At 61.9% G+C, this 16,923-nt stretch carries 14 protein-coding genes; 8 read left to right on the top strand and 6 right to left on the bottom strand.

The genetic code is table 11. From position 1 onward, the window contains the following. Positions 1 to 2: 2 nt before the first annotated feature. Entirely contained in the window at positions 3 to 221 is a 219-nt protein-coding gene (locus M2D63_RS11070; RefSeq protein WP_285862941.1) for a DUF2970 domain-containing protein, read from the top strand. 262 nt (positions 222 to 483) lie between these two features. Here M2D63_RS11070 and M2D63_RS11065 read toward each other — a convergent pair whose 3' ends face one another. Beyond that, complete coding sequence (locus M2D63_RS11065; protein ID WP_285862940.1) at positions 484 to 1,566, bottom strand: ABC transporter substrate-binding protein; 1,083 nt, start codon at positions 1,564 to 1,566, stop codon at positions 484 to 486. Positions 1,567 to 1,784: 218 nt separating this feature from the next. Here M2D63_RS11065 and M2D63_RS11060 point away from each other — a divergent pair, with 218 nt between their 5' ends. Together M2D63_RS11060 and M2D63_RS11055 are read left to right on the top strand one after the other, a co-directional pair. Further along, positions 1,785 to 3,437 carry a nitrite/sulfite reductase gene (locus M2D63_RS11060; RefSeq protein WP_285862939.1) on the top strand — a complete coding sequence of 551 codons (1,653 nt, stop codon included), beginning with the start codon at positions 1,785 to 1,787 and terminating at the stop codon, positions 3,435 to 3,437. Beyond that, on the top strand, positions 3,421 to 3,915 hold the full coding sequence (locus M2D63_RS11055; RefSeq protein WP_285862938.1) for a DUF934 domain-containing protein: 495 nt from the start codon (positions 3,421 to 3,423) through the stop codon (positions 3,913 to 3,915). Before M2D63_RS11060 ends, M2D63_RS11055 begins: the two co-directional genes overlap by 17 nt. 75 nt (positions 3,916 to 3,990) lie before the next feature. On the opposite strand, the gene sohB is transcribed toward M2D63_RS11055, so the two are convergent. Continuing rightward, positions 3,991 to 5,010 carry a protease SohB gene (gene sohB / locus M2D63_RS11050; RefSeq protein WP_285862937.1) on the bottom strand — a complete coding sequence of 340 codons (1,020 nt, stop codon included), beginning with the start codon at positions 5,008 to 5,010 and terminating at the stop codon, positions 3,991 to 3,993. A 196-nt stretch (positions 5,011 to 5,206) separates the two neighbouring features. On the opposite strand from sohB, the gene M2D63_RS11045 reads away from it, so the two are divergent. Together M2D63_RS11045 and M2D63_RS11040 are read left to right on the top strand one after the other, a co-directional pair. Then, positions 5,207 to 5,917, top strand: a complete 711-nt coding sequence (locus M2D63_RS11045) for a histidine phosphatase family protein (RefSeq protein ID WP_285862936.1) — start codon at positions 5,207 to 5,209, stop codon at positions 5,915 to 5,917. A gap of 56 nt (positions 5,918 to 5,973) precedes the next feature. Further along, the gene (locus tag M2D63_RS11040) at positions 5,974 to 6,291 is read left to right on the top strand and encodes an SCP2 sterol-binding domain-containing protein (protein ID WP_285862935.1); all 318 of its coding nucleotides are present in this window, start codon (positions 5,974 to 5,976) and stop codon (positions 6,289 to 6,291) included. A 61-nt stretch (positions 6,292 to 6,352) separates the two neighbouring features. Here M2D63_RS11040 and M2D63_RS11035 read toward each other — a convergent pair whose 3' ends face one another. After that, positions 6,353 to 11,458, bottom strand: a complete 5,106-nt coding sequence (locus tag M2D63_RS11035; protein ID WP_285862934.1) for a leucine-rich repeat domain-containing protein — start codon at positions 11,456 to 11,458, stop codon at positions 6,353 to 6,355. A gap of 208 nt (positions 11,459 to 11,666) precedes the next feature. Between M2D63_RS11035 and M2D63_RS11030 the strand changes: the two genes are divergently transcribed. The 3 genes from M2D63_RS11030 (at position 11,667) to M2D63_RS11020 (ending at position 14,432) form a co-directional block, all read left to right on the top strand. After that, positions 11,667 to 12,734 carry a phosphotransferase family protein gene (locus tag M2D63_RS11030; protein WP_285862933.1) on the top strand — a complete coding sequence of 356 codons (1,068 nt, stop codon included), beginning with the start codon at positions 11,667 to 11,669 and terminating at the stop codon, positions 12,732 to 12,734. Between the two features lie 22 nt (positions 12,735 to 12,756). Further along, positions 12,757 to 13,524, top strand: coding sequence for an SDR family oxidoreductase (locus tag M2D63_RS11025; RefSeq protein ID WP_285862931.1), 768 nt, complete (start codon positions 12,757 to 12,759; stop codon positions 13,522 to 13,524). Positions 13,525 to 13,652: 128 nt separating this feature from the next. Continuing rightward, positions 13,653 to 14,432 (top strand): TSUP family transporter, encoded by a 780-nt coding sequence (locus M2D63_RS11020; RefSeq protein ID WP_285862929.1) that lies wholly within the window; start codon positions 13,653 to 13,655, stop codon positions 14,430 to 14,432. A gap of 10 nt (positions 14,433 to 14,442) precedes the next feature. On the opposite strand, the gene M2D63_RS11015 is transcribed toward M2D63_RS11020, so the two are convergent. The 3 genes from M2D63_RS11015 to M2D63_RS11005 all read right to left on the bottom strand — a co-directional run bounded on the left by M2D63_RS11015 (position 14,443) and on the right by M2D63_RS11005 (position 16,903). Then, complete coding sequence (locus M2D63_RS11015; RefSeq protein ID WP_285862927.1) at positions 14,443 to 15,093, bottom strand: hypothetical protein; 651 nt, start codon at positions 15,091 to 15,093, stop codon at positions 14,443 to 14,445. Positions 15,094 to 15,196: 103 nt separating this feature from the next. Continuing rightward, positions 15,197 to 16,027: an NAD(+) diphosphatase gene (gene nudC / locus M2D63_RS11010; protein WP_285862926.1), complete on the bottom strand. Its 831-nt coding sequence runs from the start codon at positions 16,025 to 16,027 to the stop codon at positions 15,197 to 15,199. 33 nt (positions 16,028 to 16,060) lie between these two features. Then, the gene (locus tag M2D63_RS11005; RefSeq protein ID WP_285862925.1) at positions 16,061 to 16,903 is read right to left on the bottom strand and encodes a crotonase/enoyl-CoA hydratase family protein; all 843 of its coding nucleotides are present in this window, start codon (positions 16,901 to 16,903) and stop codon (positions 16,061 to 16,063) included. Between the last annotated feature and the right edge of the window lie 20 nt (positions 16,904 to 16,923).

The raw sequence follows: 16,923 nt of genomic DNA, 5'->3' as shown, positions 1-16,923 counted from the left end.
TCATGGACGAACCCACCCAGGGCAAACCCCCGACCTTCTGGCAGATGCTGCAAAGCATCCTGGCAGCAGCGTTCGGCGTGCAAAGCGGCAAGAACCGCGCCCGCGACTTCACCTACGGCAAGGCCAGCCATTTCATTGCGCTGGGCACCGTCTTCACCCTGGTCTTCATTCTGGTATTGGTAGGGCTGGTGCAACTGGCCATGCACCTGACCGCCCGCTGAAATGCAAACCGCCCGCAGGTGTCCATTCTGCGGGCGGTACAAGGTTACCCATCGCGTGATGTCACTGGTGGCTGACCCAATACACGGCGGTCACGACAGCCAGGATGATCAGACAGAGTATCGCCCAGGCGTCGACACTGCTGTCACTCTTACCCGCTTTGGTCGAGTTACCCATTGCATCGCCTCTTGTAGTGTTTATCGGGAATGCATGTCACCCGTAGCAGTTAAGTCCAGCAATGTCCGTTGCTCAAGCAAGGGCTTTCTAATAATTGACCGGCCCTCTCAGGAATGGGTAGCGGTACCCGGCAGCGTGCCCCTGGGCACTGAAGCGGTTGAAGTCCAGGCCATAGTCGGCCTGGTTTTGCAGCTGCAACCAGCGGCGCGCCCGCAGCGGGTCGATCAACTGCAACACCGGGACCTGCTGTTCGCCGCGACCGTCGCGGTTGATCGGCAGCTTCAGGGCATCATCGTGCAACAGCACCATGGCCCAGCCGCCCAATGAAAAGTGCCCGCCCATCAACACGCTCAATTGCCCGTCGATACGCGCCTGCAAGGCCTGCGGGGAGCTGTTGACGGCACTGAACAGGACATCTCTGCCTGGTGTGCGCCCAGCCTCGGTGAAAGCCTGCATGGCGCCGAAGGCCATCTCGTCATTGGCCGACCAGACCAGCTCCACCTTCGGGTAGCGCTGGATCAGTTGCCGTGCCTGCTCGTAAGCCCGCGCCTTGACCCAGCCGCCATAGACCACCTGGCGCAGGCGCACCTCCGGATGCTCGGCCAGGGCCCGGCGCATGCCCTGCTCGCGCAACTGCGAGACAGGCGTGGTCTTGATCCCGGAGAATGCCAGCAACTCGATCGGCCGGGTCATGCCTGGCCGGGCGCGCAAGGCGATCAGTTCCTTGAGCATCTGGTAACCGGCCTGTTCGTCGTTGCCGACCAGGCTGCCGAGCACCGGCGGGTATTTGTCCGGGTGCTCTTCGATCAGGCTCGCCTGGTCCGGGGTCAGGCCGTTGTGCACCAGGAACAGCTTGACCCCGCTGTCGCGCGACAGGCGAATGATCTCGGGGGCGATGTACTGCTCATTGACCAGCACCAGGTAATCCGGTCGATCCTTGCCTTCCAGCACCTGGCGCGCCTGGGTCAGGGCCAGTTCGGGGCGCCGTTCGCTGTACTGGACCTGCAACTGCATGCCCAGATCGCTCGCTGCGGCCTGCATGAACCGCGAGTAGCTGACCCAGAAGGTTTCGCTGGAATAGCCCGGATTCAGAAACACCACCGACGCGGCCTGCGCGCTGGCCGCCAGCGGCAGGCTCAGGCAAAGGCTGTGGCACAAGGCCTTGAGCATGCGGATTCGCTCCTGCTATTCAAAGCCGCCGATTATAAACACCCGCGGGGTTGAAACGGCGAAATGCCAGTCAGTCTCACTTAGTCCAAATGGTTCTTTTCATATGCTAAAACATCACTTTTGCGCATAAACGCAAACTGCTATCTTTCCTCCGCTCCGCTTGGGAGTGCGCGGCCGTGCGCGCGATTAGCTGCAAGCAGCTTGAGAACAGGACCCCTATGTACGTATACGACGAGTACGATCAGCGGATCATCGAGGACCGCGTCAAGCAGTTCCGTGATCAGACCCGCCGCTACCTGGCCGGTGAGCTGAGCGAAGAAGAGTTCCGCCCCCTGCGCCTGCAAAATGGCCTCTATGTCCAACGTTTTGCCCCGATGTTGCGGGTCGCCGTGCCTTATGGCCAGCTGACCTCCCGCCAGACGCGGATGCTGGCGAAGATCGCACGCGACTACGACAAGGGCTACGCCCACATCAGTACCCGGCAGAACGTGCAATACAACTGGCCTGCGCTGGAAGACATCCCGGACATACTCGAAGAGCTGGCCACCGTGCAGATGCACGCGATCCAGACCAGTGGCAACTGCCTGCGCAACGTCACCACCGACCAGTTCGCCGGTGTCGCTGCCGATGAAGTGATCGACCCGCGCCCCTGGTGCGAGATCGTCCGCCAGTGGACCACCTTCCACCCCGAATTCGCCTACCTGCCGCGCAAGTTCAAGATCGCCATCAACGGTGCATCGAGCGACCGCGCGGCCATCGAAGTGCACGACATCGGCCTGGAGCCGGTGTACAACGACGCCGGCGAGCTGGGCTTCCGTGTTTTGGTCGGTGGCGGCCTGGGCCGTACCCCGGTGGTCGGCGCCTTCATCAATGAGTTCCTGCCCTGGCAGGACCTGCTCAGCTACCTGGACGCGATCCTGCGGGTGTACAACCGCTATGGCCGTCGCGACAACAAGTACAAGGCGCGCATCAAGATCCTGGTCAAGGCCCTGACGCCGGAAGTCTTCGCCGAGAAGGTCGAGGCCGAAATGGTCCACCTGCGCGGCGGCAGCACCACCCTGACCGAAGCCGAAGTGCAGCGCGTGGCCAAGCACTTCGTCGACCCGGACTACAAGGCGCTGGACAACCTCGACTTCAGCGAGCTGGAACAACAGCACCCCGGCTTCGCCCGCTGGCGCACCCGCAACGTACTGGCGCACAAGAAGCCGGGCTACGTGGCCGTGACCCTGTCGCTCAAGCCCACCGGCGTAGCGCCAGGCGACCTGACCGACAAGCAGCTCGATGCGGTGGCCGACCTTGCCGAGCGTTACAGCTTCGGCCAGCTGCGCACCTCCCACGAGCAGAACATCATCCTCGCCGACGTCGAGCAGAGCCAGTTGCACGCGCTGTGGCTGGAACTGCGCGAGAACGGCTTCGCCACGCCGAACATCGGCCTGCTGACCGACATCATCTGCTGCCCGGGCGGCGACTTCTGCTCCCTGGCCAACGCCAAGTCGATCCCGATCGCCGAATCCATCCAGCGCCGCTTCGACGACCTGGACTACCTGTTCGACATCGGTGAACTGGACCTGAACATCTCCGGCTGCATGAACGCCTGTGGTCACCACCACGTCGGTCACATCGGCATTCTCGGGGTGGACAAGAAAGGTGAAGAGTTCTACCAGGTCTCCCTGGGTGGCAGCGCCAGCCGCGACGCCAGCCTGGGCAAGATCCTCGGCCCTTCCTTTGCCCAGGACGACATGCCGGATGTGATCGAGAAGCTGATCGCCGTCTACGTTGAAAAACGTACCGAAGACGAGCGCTTCATCGACACCTACCAGCGTATTGGCATCGACCCTTTCAAGGAACGCGTCTATGCAGCGAATCATTAAGAACAACGCAATCGTCGACGAAACCTGGCACCTGCTGCCCAAGGATTTCAGCATCGACGAAGTGACCAACTGCGACGACTACATCGTGCCGTTGCAGCTGTGGCGTGAACACAGCCGTATGCTCAAGGCCCGCGATGGCGGCCTGGGCGTGTGGCTGGACGCCGATGAAGAAGCCGAGGAAATCGGCGAGGTGGCCAACGAGTTCCAGGTCATCGCCCTGAACTTCCCGGCCTTCACCGACGGGCGCAACTACTCCAATGCGCGCCTGCTGCGTGATCGCTACAAGTTCACCGGCGAGCTGCGAGCCATTGGCGATGTGCTGCGTGACCAGCTGTTCTACATGAAACGCTGTGGTTTCGACGCCTTCGCCCTGCGCGCCGACAAGGACCCGGTCGAAGCGCTGCAAAGCCTGCAAGACTTCTCGGTGACCTACCAGGCCGCCACTGACGAACCGCAACCGCTGTTCCGTCGTCGCTGATCCGTCAGCCTTTCGCGGGGCAAGCCCGCTCCCACAGGCATCACCTGGTGGGAGCGGGCTTGCCCCGCGATCATTTCAAGCCCGCCACTGCCCCAGCTTGCTCCACAGCCCCAGCACGGTTTTCTCGATCGTGGTGCCGGCCGCCAGCCCTACCCGCTCCTGCAGGCTTTTGCGCTCGGCATAGTGCAGGTGATACAGGTTGGCTTCACGGGCACGCTGGCCCAGGTACTCGTCGCTGGTCATCAGCTCATCGACCAGGTGCTTGTTCAGCGCAGCAACGCCCAGCCAGACCTCGCCGGTGGCCACCTCGTCGATGTGCAACTGCGGGCGATAGCGGGAGACGAAATCCTTGAACAGCTGGTGAGTGATGTCCAGGTCCTGCTGGAACTTCTCCCGGCCCTTCTCGGTGTTCTCGCCGAACACGGTGACGGTGCGCTTGTACTCACCGGCGGTGAACACTTCGAAATCGACATCGTGCTTCTTCAGCAGGCGGTTGACGTTGGGTAGCTGCGCCACCACGCCGATCGAACCGAGGATGGCGAACGGCGCACTGACGATCTTCTCGCCGATGCAGGCCATCATGTAGCCGCCGCTGGCCGCCACCTTGTCGATGCACACGGTCAACGGCACGCCGGCCTGGCGAATGCGCGCCAGTTGCGAGGCGGCCAGGCCATAGCTGTGGACCATGCCGCCGCCGCTTTCCAGGCGCAGCACCACTTCGTCACGGGGGGTGGCCAGGCTCAGCACGGCGCTGATCTCGTGGCGCAGGCTCTCGGTGGCCGAGGCCTTGATGTCGCCGTCGAAATCGAGCACGAACACCCGCGACTTGTCGTCGGGCTTTTTCTTCTGCTGCTTCTGCTCCTTGGCCTGCTGCTTGCGCAGGGCCTTGAGCTCGGCCTTGTCGAGCATCCCGGACTCCAGGCGCTCGCGCAGGTCCTTGTAGAACTCGTTGAGCTTGTTGACCTGCAATTGCCCGCCGGCCTTGCGCCGGCCCTTGCCGCGCAGCCCGGCGATCGCCGAGAGGACAATCAGGATCGCGATCACCAGGGTCGCGGTCTTGGCGAGAAAGCTTGCGTACTCTGCAAGAAACTCCACAGTAACTCCTTAACATACCTGCGCCCGTGCGGCGCGAACCAATAGTCAAGCATACCGAGGCCGCCCTGCCCCTACCAGCGTAGGAAATCTCCGGCAACGCAGTTCAAACGCTCTTTTCAAACGCTTGTATGTTTTTTCATTGACAGCCTGCTGGCGGCAACCTAACCTCGGCTCATCCTTAGTGCAGGCGGACGACGTGGGCAGTATCTACCTGATTCGACATGGCCAGGCTTCATTCGGTGCGGACGACTACGACGTCCTCTCGCCCGTGGGCATCCGCCAGAGCGAGGTACTCGGCGCGCACCTGGCCCAACTGGGCCTGCGCCTGGATCGCTGCCTGGCCGGCGACCTGCGCCGTCAGCAGGACACCGCGCGCCTGGCCCTGGCGGCCATGCACAACACAGGTTGTAACGTCCCCCTGCTGGAAACCGACAACGCCTTCAACGAGTTCGATGCCGACGCGATGATCCGCGCCCTGCTGCCCGGTCTGCTGCCGGAAGAGCCCGAGGCCCTGAACATCCTGCGCAACGCTACACAAAACCGCAGCGAGTTCCAGCGCCTGTTCGCCCTGCTGGTGCAGCGCTGGCATGGCGGTGAGCACGCCTGCGAAGGCGCCGAGTCCTGGCAGACGTTCGTCGCGCGCGTCGACGGCGGCCTGCAGCGGGTACTGCAGCAGGCCGGCAGCGGCGACAACATTGCCATCTTTACCTCCGGCGGCACCATCGCCGCCCTGCTCCACCTGGTAACCCGTATCACTGCCGGCCAGGCTTTCGAGCTGAACTGGCAGATCATCAACACCTCGCTCAGCCACCTGAAGTTCCGTGGCCGCGAGGTGACCCTGGCTTCCTTCAACAGCCAGGCACACGTGCAGCTGTTGAAGGCGCCGGAGCTCATCACCTACCGGTGAGCACCGGCACGTTGCGACCCGCAAGGTCGCGCAAATCACTTAACAAGGAACACACCATGAGCGATGTAGCAAAAGCCGTCGAAGCGATGAAAGCCAAGTTCAACCCAGCCGCTGCTGCCGGTCTTGACCTGGTGTTCGGTTTCAACATCACCGACGAAGACAAGCACTACGCCCTGATCGTCAAGGATGGCACCTGCGAAATCCAGGAAGGTGAAAACCCCGACGCCAACTGCACCCTGGTGCTGGACAGCGAAACCCTCAAGGGTATCGTCAGCGGCGACACCGACGGCATGCAGGCCTTCATGGGCGGCAAGCTGCGCGTCGAAGGCGACATGATGCTGTCGATGAAACTGAGCGAGCTGTTCCCGGCCTGAGTCCGAGCCACAAAAAAACCGAAGCCTGGGCTTCGGTTTTTTTTGCGTTTCAGTTGTGCATTCAGGCTGGCGGTGCTGGCCTGAACACTTCTTCGAGCAGGGCGCGCCTCAAATCCACCCAGTCTTGCCTGAGCAATGTTTCCAGGCGCTCCCGCCACTCGTCCAGGCGCGCGTCCCGTTGTGCTGCAGGAAGTCTGGAACGGGCAATGTTCGTCGCCTGCACCTCAGTTGGCGCAACCTCCATGACCCTGGCCAGCAGTGACCGGACCGCTTCGCTCGGCACAGCGGGCTGCGCCGTCGTAAACGCTTGGGTAAGGTAATCCCTGGCGCTTTGCGCGACGGCCAGCGCCTCATCGTAGCGCTCGGCAAATTCGTTTCGCAGGTAATTTATCCAATGAAGGTCCGCCAGTGCCCACCGCACAACGTCCCGACCTTCCCTGCTCCTTATCGCATCCGCTGCCGCCTGTACCATCGCATCGTTGATCCAGTCGAGTTCAACCAGGGGCCTGCGTTCGAACAAGGGCAGATGGAGCGTCATCACCCTCGCCAACCTGGATTGGAAGCCATTGAGCACCTCGGCGAAATCGACGACTCGCCCCGGTGCGATCCATTCATGAATGTGCTCCTCCACATACCGGATCAATGCAACCCCGCGCCCGTACTCGCGCGTCAGCTGCATCAGCATGCTCCGCTCCCTGCCGGGCTCCCGGTCAACTGTGTGCGCTTGTGCGTACACCATTACCCCATGAAATATTTCTAAGTGATTGTGCCCCGTTTCGCTCTGCCGGAGGACATAACTACAAACCATTTCTCTGAAATCCAGGTTGGCAACCATCAGCCTGAACAACGTTTGTACCGCCTCCAGGAAGTTGGACCGGTTACCGGGTACCACCTCAGTCGATGCCATCGAATAAAGCTGCCTGGCAAAGTGGTACATGCCAGGTGTTTCGGACGCCAGCATCTCCTCCCACTGCCATCGCTCCTCCGGCGCCGCGCCCTCCATCAGTTCCATCTGCCGGTACTCGAAGGTGAGCGAAAAGCGCTGCAGATTGTGGACTGTCGCCATCTCGTCAATGACCCGCTGGCGTTCAATCGCTTCCAGATTCCCAAGCGACAGCCGCAGCCCGACGACACGTCCGGCGCCGACCGGCACCCGGGCAATAGGGTTGTATAGCAACGACGCCCCAGTCACTGCGGGCAAACTTTCCAGCCCCGCTGGCCATTCACTGATGTCACATTGCTCCAGCATCACGCTACGCAACTGTGTCATACCCACCAGGCTGGGCGCATGCCCCAGCGGGTTGTCAGAGAGGTTGAGGTACTGCAACCCTGTCAGGCCCTGCCACTGCCCCGCCGATCCGGCATCGAGCGCAATCCGGTTGCCGCTCAGGTTCAGCCGCTGAAGTTGTCCCAGCCCGGCGAACGCTCCGGCCTCGAACGTTGCGGCGCTGCCCACAATGTCCAGCCCCCTTAACGTCAAGATGGCTGACAAGACTGACATATGGTCCACCGTCCAGTGCGACGGCACTTCACCGAAATTGATGTACAGCTCCGTCAAGCTCCGCGCAGTGCGTAAAGGCGCCAATGCCTCGGGCCGCATACCCGGACAGCTGAGCTCCAGGACCTGCAGCGAGGCCAGATTGCCGATGGCTTCGGGTAGCGCTTGCAACGCCACATCCCGGATTCTCAACTCACGGAGGTTGCGCAAGGCCCGCAGGAAGCTCTCAGGGATACTGGAAATATCCAGATCCTCGAGCTCAAGAATCTCCACCGACGCCAGTTCATCGCTCAATGGCGGCAGACTGGCAATGGGTCGGTCTATGATGCGCAAGCGCAGTCCACCGGAGGAAAGCCTGAAGGTCCGGCCATTGAGCACTTGAAAGCGCCATGCCGAACCGAGCAACTGAGCGAGCTCCATGCGCCGTTCAGGTCCGCAGACGTAGTTGATTGTTCCTCCTCTTACCCGTCTCCTGACAGACTCATTCCCGGTATCCCTGGCCCAGGTATGAAGCTGCGACTCGAACGACGCCAAACGCTGCTCGAGGCCTGCTACCACCTGTTCATTCTGCGTCGCACTACCCACGAGGTATTGGAGCCGAACAGCGATCTGTTCCGGGGTGTCGTCGACGAACAACGCTTCCAGGCGCTGCTGCAGCGTACGCCTGCCAAACACCCGGTTGACCAGGCTGCTGCCTGGATAAACACGGCGCCCGGCCGCGTCGGGCTGACGCAGACTCAACCAGCTAGACGCCGCAACCATCCCCAGCAGCCTGCGCGCCCGCTCCGGATCCCCGGTCGCCATGTCGCGCAAGCTTCGACGCAAGGCTTCGGCGCTTGTAGGCCAGGTTTGCAACGATCGCAAGGTCAGTGCCGGCAAGGCAGCGAACAGCGCCTCAAAGAAGCTGTAGCTTCGGTTGTAGTAAGTACCCAGGCGCAGCCCACCGGCATCGTACAGCTCCCATCCCCGCATGACGCGGACCAACACCCGGTGGTTGGTTGCACTGAGCGCCCCGATCCCAGCCAGCAGACGTCCTTCGCGACTCAGGTCACGCACCTCCAGGCGCAATTGCCCCGGCCAGCCAGGCAACTGCTCAAGCAGCCTCAGGGCCAGCACCTGGGTGTCTTCATTCTGCAGATAACCAAGTTCGAAGTCGGTGAATGCGCGACTCAAGCGCACGCGCCTTCCTGCTTCTTCCGCCCTTTGCGCCAGCTGCAGGGACGGCGCCTGGATAGTTTGCCAAGTGGCCCTTTCGCGGGCGTCAGCCATTTGCAGCAATTGTACGGCGACTGGCCTTGGCAAGACGGGAAACAAGCGTTGCAAATTGGCCAATGCCTGCTCATCGTCGACCGGGACAGCCACCAGCGTCGGCAGTTGCGCATAGAACCGCTGGAACAGTCCCCGGCGAGTCTGCTCCAACCCTCCCGCCACCGTCTGGCACAGCGCGTCACGCGCAGACGCGTCGTCGCCGTCGTCTTCTTCATCCGATGTGTCACGTCGAGGCCGGGCGGCGGCACGAAGCACCTCGACGATCCGGTCAAACAGTCGATCTTGCTGCTGATCGGTGCGTGCAATCTTCAGCGGCGCCACGCCTTCGATAGCGGTGCCATGTACTTCCACGGGGGAGCCAAAGTATTCGACACTGTCATACAGCTCCAGCGTCTTGCCTCGTGGCCAGTTCGGCAACGTCACCAGCAACGCTGCCACATGGGTGAAATCCCCCGGCAACAGCGCGCCCCGACGTGCTCGACTGATCAGGTCCTGCACCTGGCGATCGGCGGTAAGTCGAATCAAGGTGTCGTGCAGCACGCCTGGCAACGGTGCGTCGTCACGAAATACCTCATGCAACTGCGCTGTAGTCACACCACTGATTGCCCCCAGCAGCTCCAGTTGCGCCACATCGAACCGCTCGGTCACGTACCCGAGGCGGCGCAGCAGCGTCCTGCGACTCCAGAGGTGGGGTTGCTCCATCACATGGTGCCAGGCGCCCTGGCCATTATGTTCGAGCAGCGGGCGAAACAAGGCCGGATCCCGGGGCGAGACAATGCGCCATTTGTCCAGCCTGGGGTCTTTTTCGATCCGATAGATTTCGTTGTTGATCCGCACCCACTGCTGGGATTCCACGTCATAAATGCCGTCGGGGCGATTAGGTGCCAACTGGTTCTTCCAGCGAACCTCCTGTGCATAGGGCAACACGTTGGGGTGCCAAAGCCGCTCCTGGCCGTTCTCCAGGCGCACCGCGATCAGCCGTGCCATCTCGGTTGGCACCTGCAGGTCGTCTTCCTCCTCGCCATCGGCAATGGCCGCATTGAGCAGGACCGCACGCAAGAACGCCTGACCACTTTCGTGCACACGCGCATTCCAATGGTCGGCAGCATGGAAGTAGCGCGTCAACCACTTGGCCGTAAGCACGGCGGTAAAGGCGACAACACCCACCGCAGGCATAACCAGCGCGCCTAGACCAGACGCAGCAAGTGCCGAGTTGTAGAAGGTGTCCAGGTCTCCCCGGTCGCTGTCCAGGGTACTCCTCACCAATGCCCGGGCCTGGTCTTTGATGTAGCGGACACTTTCGGTGTAGAGCGCATCGAACAACTCCCGATGCACGTTGAACAGCTGCCAGTGTTGCGCCCGGTAAAGGCCAGGCTCCAGCAGCAGGTCAAGGAAAGCTGGCCGCTCGTTGAGCGTGACGAAACGCGCCAGGAACTGCTGGAAGTCCCTGGCCGCAAGTCGATTGACAAGGTCACGCTTGAAATCCTCCAACGAGGCATACTGCTTGAGCGGGTGCAGCGGATCGCCCGGGATAAAGACGATACAAGGCACGATGGCACTGGCGTCTGTCACGGAAGGTGCCATGATCACGATTTGCGTCAATGCCACGCCAGACAAGCTCAGCCGCATGCACCGGGTGTCAGTGAAGACATGGCCCGAGGGCAGGCTGGGGCTGAGCGGCACTTGCGCCTGGGCGACCTCTGCCTGGCGCAACAACGCGGCCAACAGGGTATACCCCTGCTCATCGATGTCGCCCTTGATCCGTGCGATCGTCGCATCCACCCGCAGCAGGTCGCGCAGCACGGTCTTCTTCTTGCTGCGCAGCAGTGCCTGGTCCTGTGCCGAATCCAGCACGCTTTTCAGGTGTTCCTGATAGTGCCGGCCCAGATCAAGCTCCCGGCACGCCTGGGCAAATTCGGCCGCCGAAACAGGCAAGCGATCAGGATAGGCCGGCGAACTCGCGGCCCGGCTCAGGAGGCTGGATGTGTCGCGCCGAAGTGCGACTACTTCATCGGCGGTGAAGTTCTTCATTGCAGCTTCGAACACCGAAGTGCTGCTCACATTGAAGCCAGCCACACGTTTCACGAACTGCGCTTGAAGGCAATCGACCGTAACGTCGAACTTTTCCTTGAGCATCGCATCGATTTTCGGCAAGCAGAACTCATAGGCGCTTTGCAACGCAGCGAATGCCTTGGCCGCCTCATGGCGCGAGGCATGGCTGCGGGCCTGGTTGGCCAGCAACTCCTTGCGCATTCGAGCGGATGCACTGCGTAGCCATTGCGGCTCGCTGGCGGTGGCGCTGTCAGGCAACAGGCCTGCCAGCTCCTTGCGCTTGAGTCGGGCAACCCAGGTGGGAATGCGCGCCTGGATGAAATTGATAGCGGGGTGGGTTGGTGCCATGGCGTACTACCTCAGCGGAATGAGTTCACGAGTTGAACTCATCCCATCAGTACCCTTGCGGTACATATTGCATGAACAATCTGCCATGCATCAGGCTCAGTGATCGCGGCGCAACACAGTGATCTATAACAGTGGGCAATGCTTGTTAGGCCCGGTTCAACTCATTAGATTGTTCAATGATCCCGACCAACCATCATAAGGGAAAAGCATGACGCTCACTGACCAGTCCACCCAGGTCCGCCCCGGCGAAGAACTCGATGCCGCTGTGATCGACCCTTATCTGAAGGCCAACATCCAGGGTTTGAGCGGCACGCCCCGGATCAGCCAGTTTCCTGGCGGCGCCTCGAACCTGACCTACCTGGTGCAGTACCCCGAGCGCGAATTCGTCCTGCGCCGTCCACCGTTCGGCCACAAGGCCAAGTCGGCCCACGACATGGGCCGCGAGTTCCGCATCCTCAACCAGCTCAACAGCGGCTTCCCCTACTGCCCCAAGGCCTACGTGCACTGCACCGACGAGTCGTTGATCGGGGGTGAGTTCTACGTGATGGACCGGGTCAAGGGCATCATCCTGCGCTCGGACCTGCCGCCGGAACTGGGCCTGGACGCCGAACGCACCGAAGCGCTGTGCAAGAGTTTCATTGATCGCCTGGTCGAGCTGCACCGGGTCGACTACAACGCCTGCGGCCTGGGCGACCTGGGCAAGCCTGAAGGCTATGTGCAGCGCCAGATCGAAGGCTGGAGCAGCCGCTATGAAAAAGCCCTGACCCCCGACGCGCCGCGCTGGGAAAAGGTCATCGCCTGGCTGCGCGAGAAAATGCCGGCCGATCATCCCAAGCCTGCCATCGTGCACAACGACTACCGCTTCGATAACGTCATCCTCGATGCCGACAACCCGATGCGCATCATCGGCGTGCTCGACTGGGAAATGACCACCCTCGGCGACCCGCTGATGGACCTGGGCAACACCCTGGCCTACTGGATCGAGGCCGCGGACCCGGCACCGGTGCAATTGATGCGCCGCCAGCCGAGCAACGCCCCGGGCATGCTCAGCCGCCAGCAGTTCGTCGACTATTACGCCGAGCGCGCCGGCATCCGCATCGACAACTTCGACTTCTACTACACCTATGGCCTGTTCCGCCTGGCCGGGATCGTCCAGCAGATCTACTACCGCTTCTACCACGGCCAGACCCAGGACAAGCGCTTCGCCCAGTTCATCCACATGAACAAACTGCTGGAGCACATGAGCCTGCAGGTCATCGCCAAGTCCAGCCTCTGACGACTACAACAAGGAAAAGACCATGTCCAAGACCCACCTGCTCGACCTCGACGGCAAAATCGCCTTCGTTTCCGGCGCCAGCCGTGGCATTGGTGAAGCCATCGCCCACCTGCTGGCCCAGCAAGGCGCCCATGTGATCGTCTCCAGCCGCAAGCTGGAGGGCTGCCAGCAGGTGGCCGATGCCATCATCGCCGCCGGCGGCAAGGCCACCGCCGTGGCCTGCCATATCGGCGAGATGGAACAGATCAATGCAGTGTTTGCCGGCATTCGCGAACAGTTCGGGCGCCTGGACATCCTGGTCAACAACGCCGCCACCAACCCGCAATTCTGCAACGTACTGGACACCGACCTCAGCGCCTTCCAGAAGACCGTCGACGTCAACATCCGCGGCTACTTCTTCATGTCGGTGGAAGCCGGCAAGCTGATGCGCGAGCACGGTGGCGGCAGCATCATCAACGTCGCCTCGATCAATGGCGTCTCGCCCGGCGTGTTCCAGGGTATCTACTCGGTGACCAAGGCCGCGGTGATCAACATGACCAAGGTCTTCGCCAAGGAGTGCGCGCCGTTCGGCATTCGCTGCAACGCGCTGCTGCCGGGCCTGACCGACACCAAGTTCGCCTCGGCGCTGGTCAAGAACGACGTGATCCTCAACACCGCCCTGCAGCAGATCCCGCTCAAGCGCGTGGCCGATCCGAAGGAAATGGCCGGCGCGGTGCTGTACCTGGCCAGCGATGCCTCGAGCTATACCACGGGTGTGGCGTTGAATGTGGATGGCGGGTTCCTGTCCTGAGGGCCTGATCGCCGGCTCCCACGGGGCGCGTAGCGTCCCCCGTGAAGTTCGGTACATAACTGGGCTTCGCAAACGTTCTCCTTTACCATAGCGACCGTTTGCCGCAGCCCACCGACCAAGCCGATCCCATGCCTTTCGAACTCAGCGTAGAACCCACCACCCTGCTTATCCTCGCCGCCGTGGCCTTCGTCGCCGGCTTCATCGACGCCATCGCCGGCGGCGGTGGCCTGCTCACCACCCCGGCCCTGCTCACCGCCGGCATGCCACCGCACCTGGTGCTGGGCACCAACAAGCTCAGCTCGACCTTCGGCTCGGCCACCGCCGGCTTCACCTACTACCGGCGCAAGCTGTTCCATCCGGCGCAGTGGCGCCACGCCCTGTTCGGCACCTTTGTCGGCGCCCTGCTCGGGGCAATCATCGCCCACTACCTGCCGGCCGAGTGGCTGAACAAGATGCTGCCGGTGATCGTCTTTCTCTGCGGCGTCTACCTGTTGTTCGGCGGCACGCCCAAGGCGCCGCTGGACGCCGACGTACCGGTGAAAAAGAAGTGGCAACTGCCCCAGGGCCTGACCCTGGGCTTTTACGATGGCGTGGCCGGCCCCGGTACCGGCGCCTTCTGGACCGTCAGCACCCTGCTGCTCTACCCCATCGACCTGGTCAAGGCCAGCGGCGTGGCGCGCAGCATGAACTTCGTCAGCAACGCCGCCGCCCTGTCGGTGTTCATCTTCTCCGGCCAGGTCGACTGGCTGGTGGGCTTGTCCATGGGCTCGGCGCTGATGGTCGGTGCCTTCTTCGGGGCACGCACCGCCATCAGCGGCGGCAGCAAGTTCATCCGCCCGGTGTTCATCACCGTGGTGCTGGCGTTGACGGTGCGGTTGGCCTGGCAGCATTGGTTTGGGCAGGCGTGACTACTTGATGCTAGAGCAACCCTTTGTTCCGCAGATGCGCACGGATCTGGTTGCCCAGCACACCGTCAACGTCATGAACCGCTTCCCGTCGAGGTTCTTCTGGAACTACGTCCATCTCTGGAACGACGTCCATCAATGCAACGAAAGGATTGCGGGGCGCTGGGGTAATGCCAGTCTCCGTGGACACCAGGTCAAATTCATGCAAACCGCTGTACAACGTGGCCAGATCAGACCGATGCTTAAGTCCGTGGCACCCGGACTCCACATCGAAAACGACGCCGGCCCCGCTCTCGTTGCAGGTGAACGCAACAAGCGCCTGAGGAAACGGGTAGCTCTGACGGGCCTCTGCTCCCGCAACACCACCTACGACAAAAAGTGGCTTTGCCGCCAATTTAACGAATGGATCAACCAATACACCCGAGACTTTCGCCTCATACAGTATTGAGTCAGCGGAACGTCGATCCGCCTCTGATAAATTGTTCTTGGCAGAAGTCTCGAACAGCGTCATCAACAGGCCGTAGGTGCGCTCGGCCGAGCCTGTACCGGCTGCCCTGGCACTTTGAGCCTCTCTAAATTCGGCCTGCACCTGTTCGAAGGTTGGCGCCTGCGATGGCCTCGTACTTAACTGAACGGCACTGGTATCGATAGGTGAGATTGGCATGTTTTGAGCCTTCAGTTGAAAAGTTGCACATACTGAGCTTTCTCAAAACGAATACGCACCAGGAAGTAATTCCTCATGTATTCCCACACATCGAACCCGTGCCTCAACTGACCAGCACCGGCTCCGCCAACCCCAACCGCCGCGCCACATAGAGGTCGATCAGGTACCGCGCAATCGAACGCCCCGCCGGCAACGGCGGCAGCGCATCGACCCGGAACCACTGGGCATCCTCGATCTCGTCCGGTTGCATGACGATCTCGCCGCCGGCGTACTCGGCATGGAATCCCAGCATCATCGAATGGGGGAACGGCCAGCACTGGCTACCGATGTACTGGATGTTCCGCACCTCGATCGCCACCTCTTCACGCACCTCGCGCACCAGGCAGTCCTCGGCCGACTCACCGGGTTCGGCGAAGCCCGCCAGGGTGCTGTAGACCCCGGTGACGAAACGCGGCGAACGGGCCAGGAGAATCTCGTCGCCACGGGTGATCAGCACGATCATGCTTGGTGAGATCCGCGGGTAGTTGCGCAGGTCGCAGGGCTGGCAATACATCGCCCGCTCCAGCTGGATCTGGCTCATGGGCTGGCCGCAGCTGCCGCAGAAGCGGTGCTCGCGGGCCCAGGTGCCGATCTGCGCGGCGTAACCGAGGATCTTGTAGGTGTCGAAGTCGCCTTCGAGCATGAACTGGCGCAGGCCGCGCCAGCTGCAACCGGCCACCGCCTGCGGGCCCTTGAGTTCCAGCAGGTACACCGGCTGGCCGTCGAAATGACCGATGCCGTGCTCGAACAATACGTCCAGTTCCTGGCGCTTGAGCCAGTCGCGCGGGAACAGCGCGCCGTTGCCATCAACCAGAAAGCCCTCGTTGCAGCGGGCGACCGCCCAGCCGCCGGCGAGGTTCGTGTCCAGTACTGCGGTGGTCCAACGCGCTGACATCGTGCGGCTCCTTGCTCGGTGCGCCGCTGTGGGTCAGTCGGCGAACTCGGGTTTCTGTTTGCTCATGTGGGCAGCCACGGCCACCCGCAGATCGGTGGATTGCAGCATGGCGGCGTTCCAGGTGGCGATGTACTCCAGGCCATCGTCGATACGGTGATCGCGCATATAGCTGAGCATTTCCTTGGTGCCGGCCACGGCAATGGGGGATTTTCCCGCAATTTCAGCGGCAATGGCAAAGACTCCGTCGAGCAACGCCGCGTGATCGTCATAGACGCGGTTGACCAGGCCGATGCGCTGCGCCTCGTCGGCCTCGACCGTGCGTCCGGTGTAGGCCAGTTCACGCATGATGCCGTCGCCGATGATGCGCGGCAGGCGCTGCAGGGTACCGACGTCGGCGGCCATGCCCATGTCGATTTCCTTGATCGAGAACTGCGCATCGCGGCTGCAGTAGCGCATGTCGCAGGCCGAGACCAGGTCGATGGCGCCGCCGATGCAGTAACCCTGGATGGCCGCCAGCACTGGCTTGCGGCAGTTGTCCACGGCATTGAACGACGCCTGCATGCGCAGGATGGTACGGCGCAGCAGGCGGGCGTTGCGGCCGACATCCTTGCCCAGCTCGTTGGCCACCGACGCCAGCAGCATCAGGTCGATGCCGGCGGAGAAGTGCTTGCCGGCACCACTGATCACCACCACGCGAACGGCGTCGGTGTCATCGATCCATTTGAAGATCTCGACGATCTCGCTCCAGAACGCCGCGTTCATCGCGTTGTACTTTTCCGGGCGGTTGATCTGCACGTGGGCGATGCTGTTCTTCAGCTCGACCTTGAAGGCCTGGTATTCGCCCGGTTCGACTTCGAGTGCTTTGTTTTCGCTCACAGTTGCATTCCTTGAGAGAG

Origin of the sequence: Pseudomonas sp. BJa5, from assembly GCF_030272875.2 — a bacterium.
In the GTDB taxonomy this organism is placed as follows: domain Bacteria; phylum Pseudomonadota; class Gammaproteobacteria; order Pseudomonadales; family Pseudomonadaceae; genus Aquipseudomonas.
Note: the sequence above shows the minus strand (reverse complement) of the source record. Positions and strands in the feature narration are given on the sequence as shown.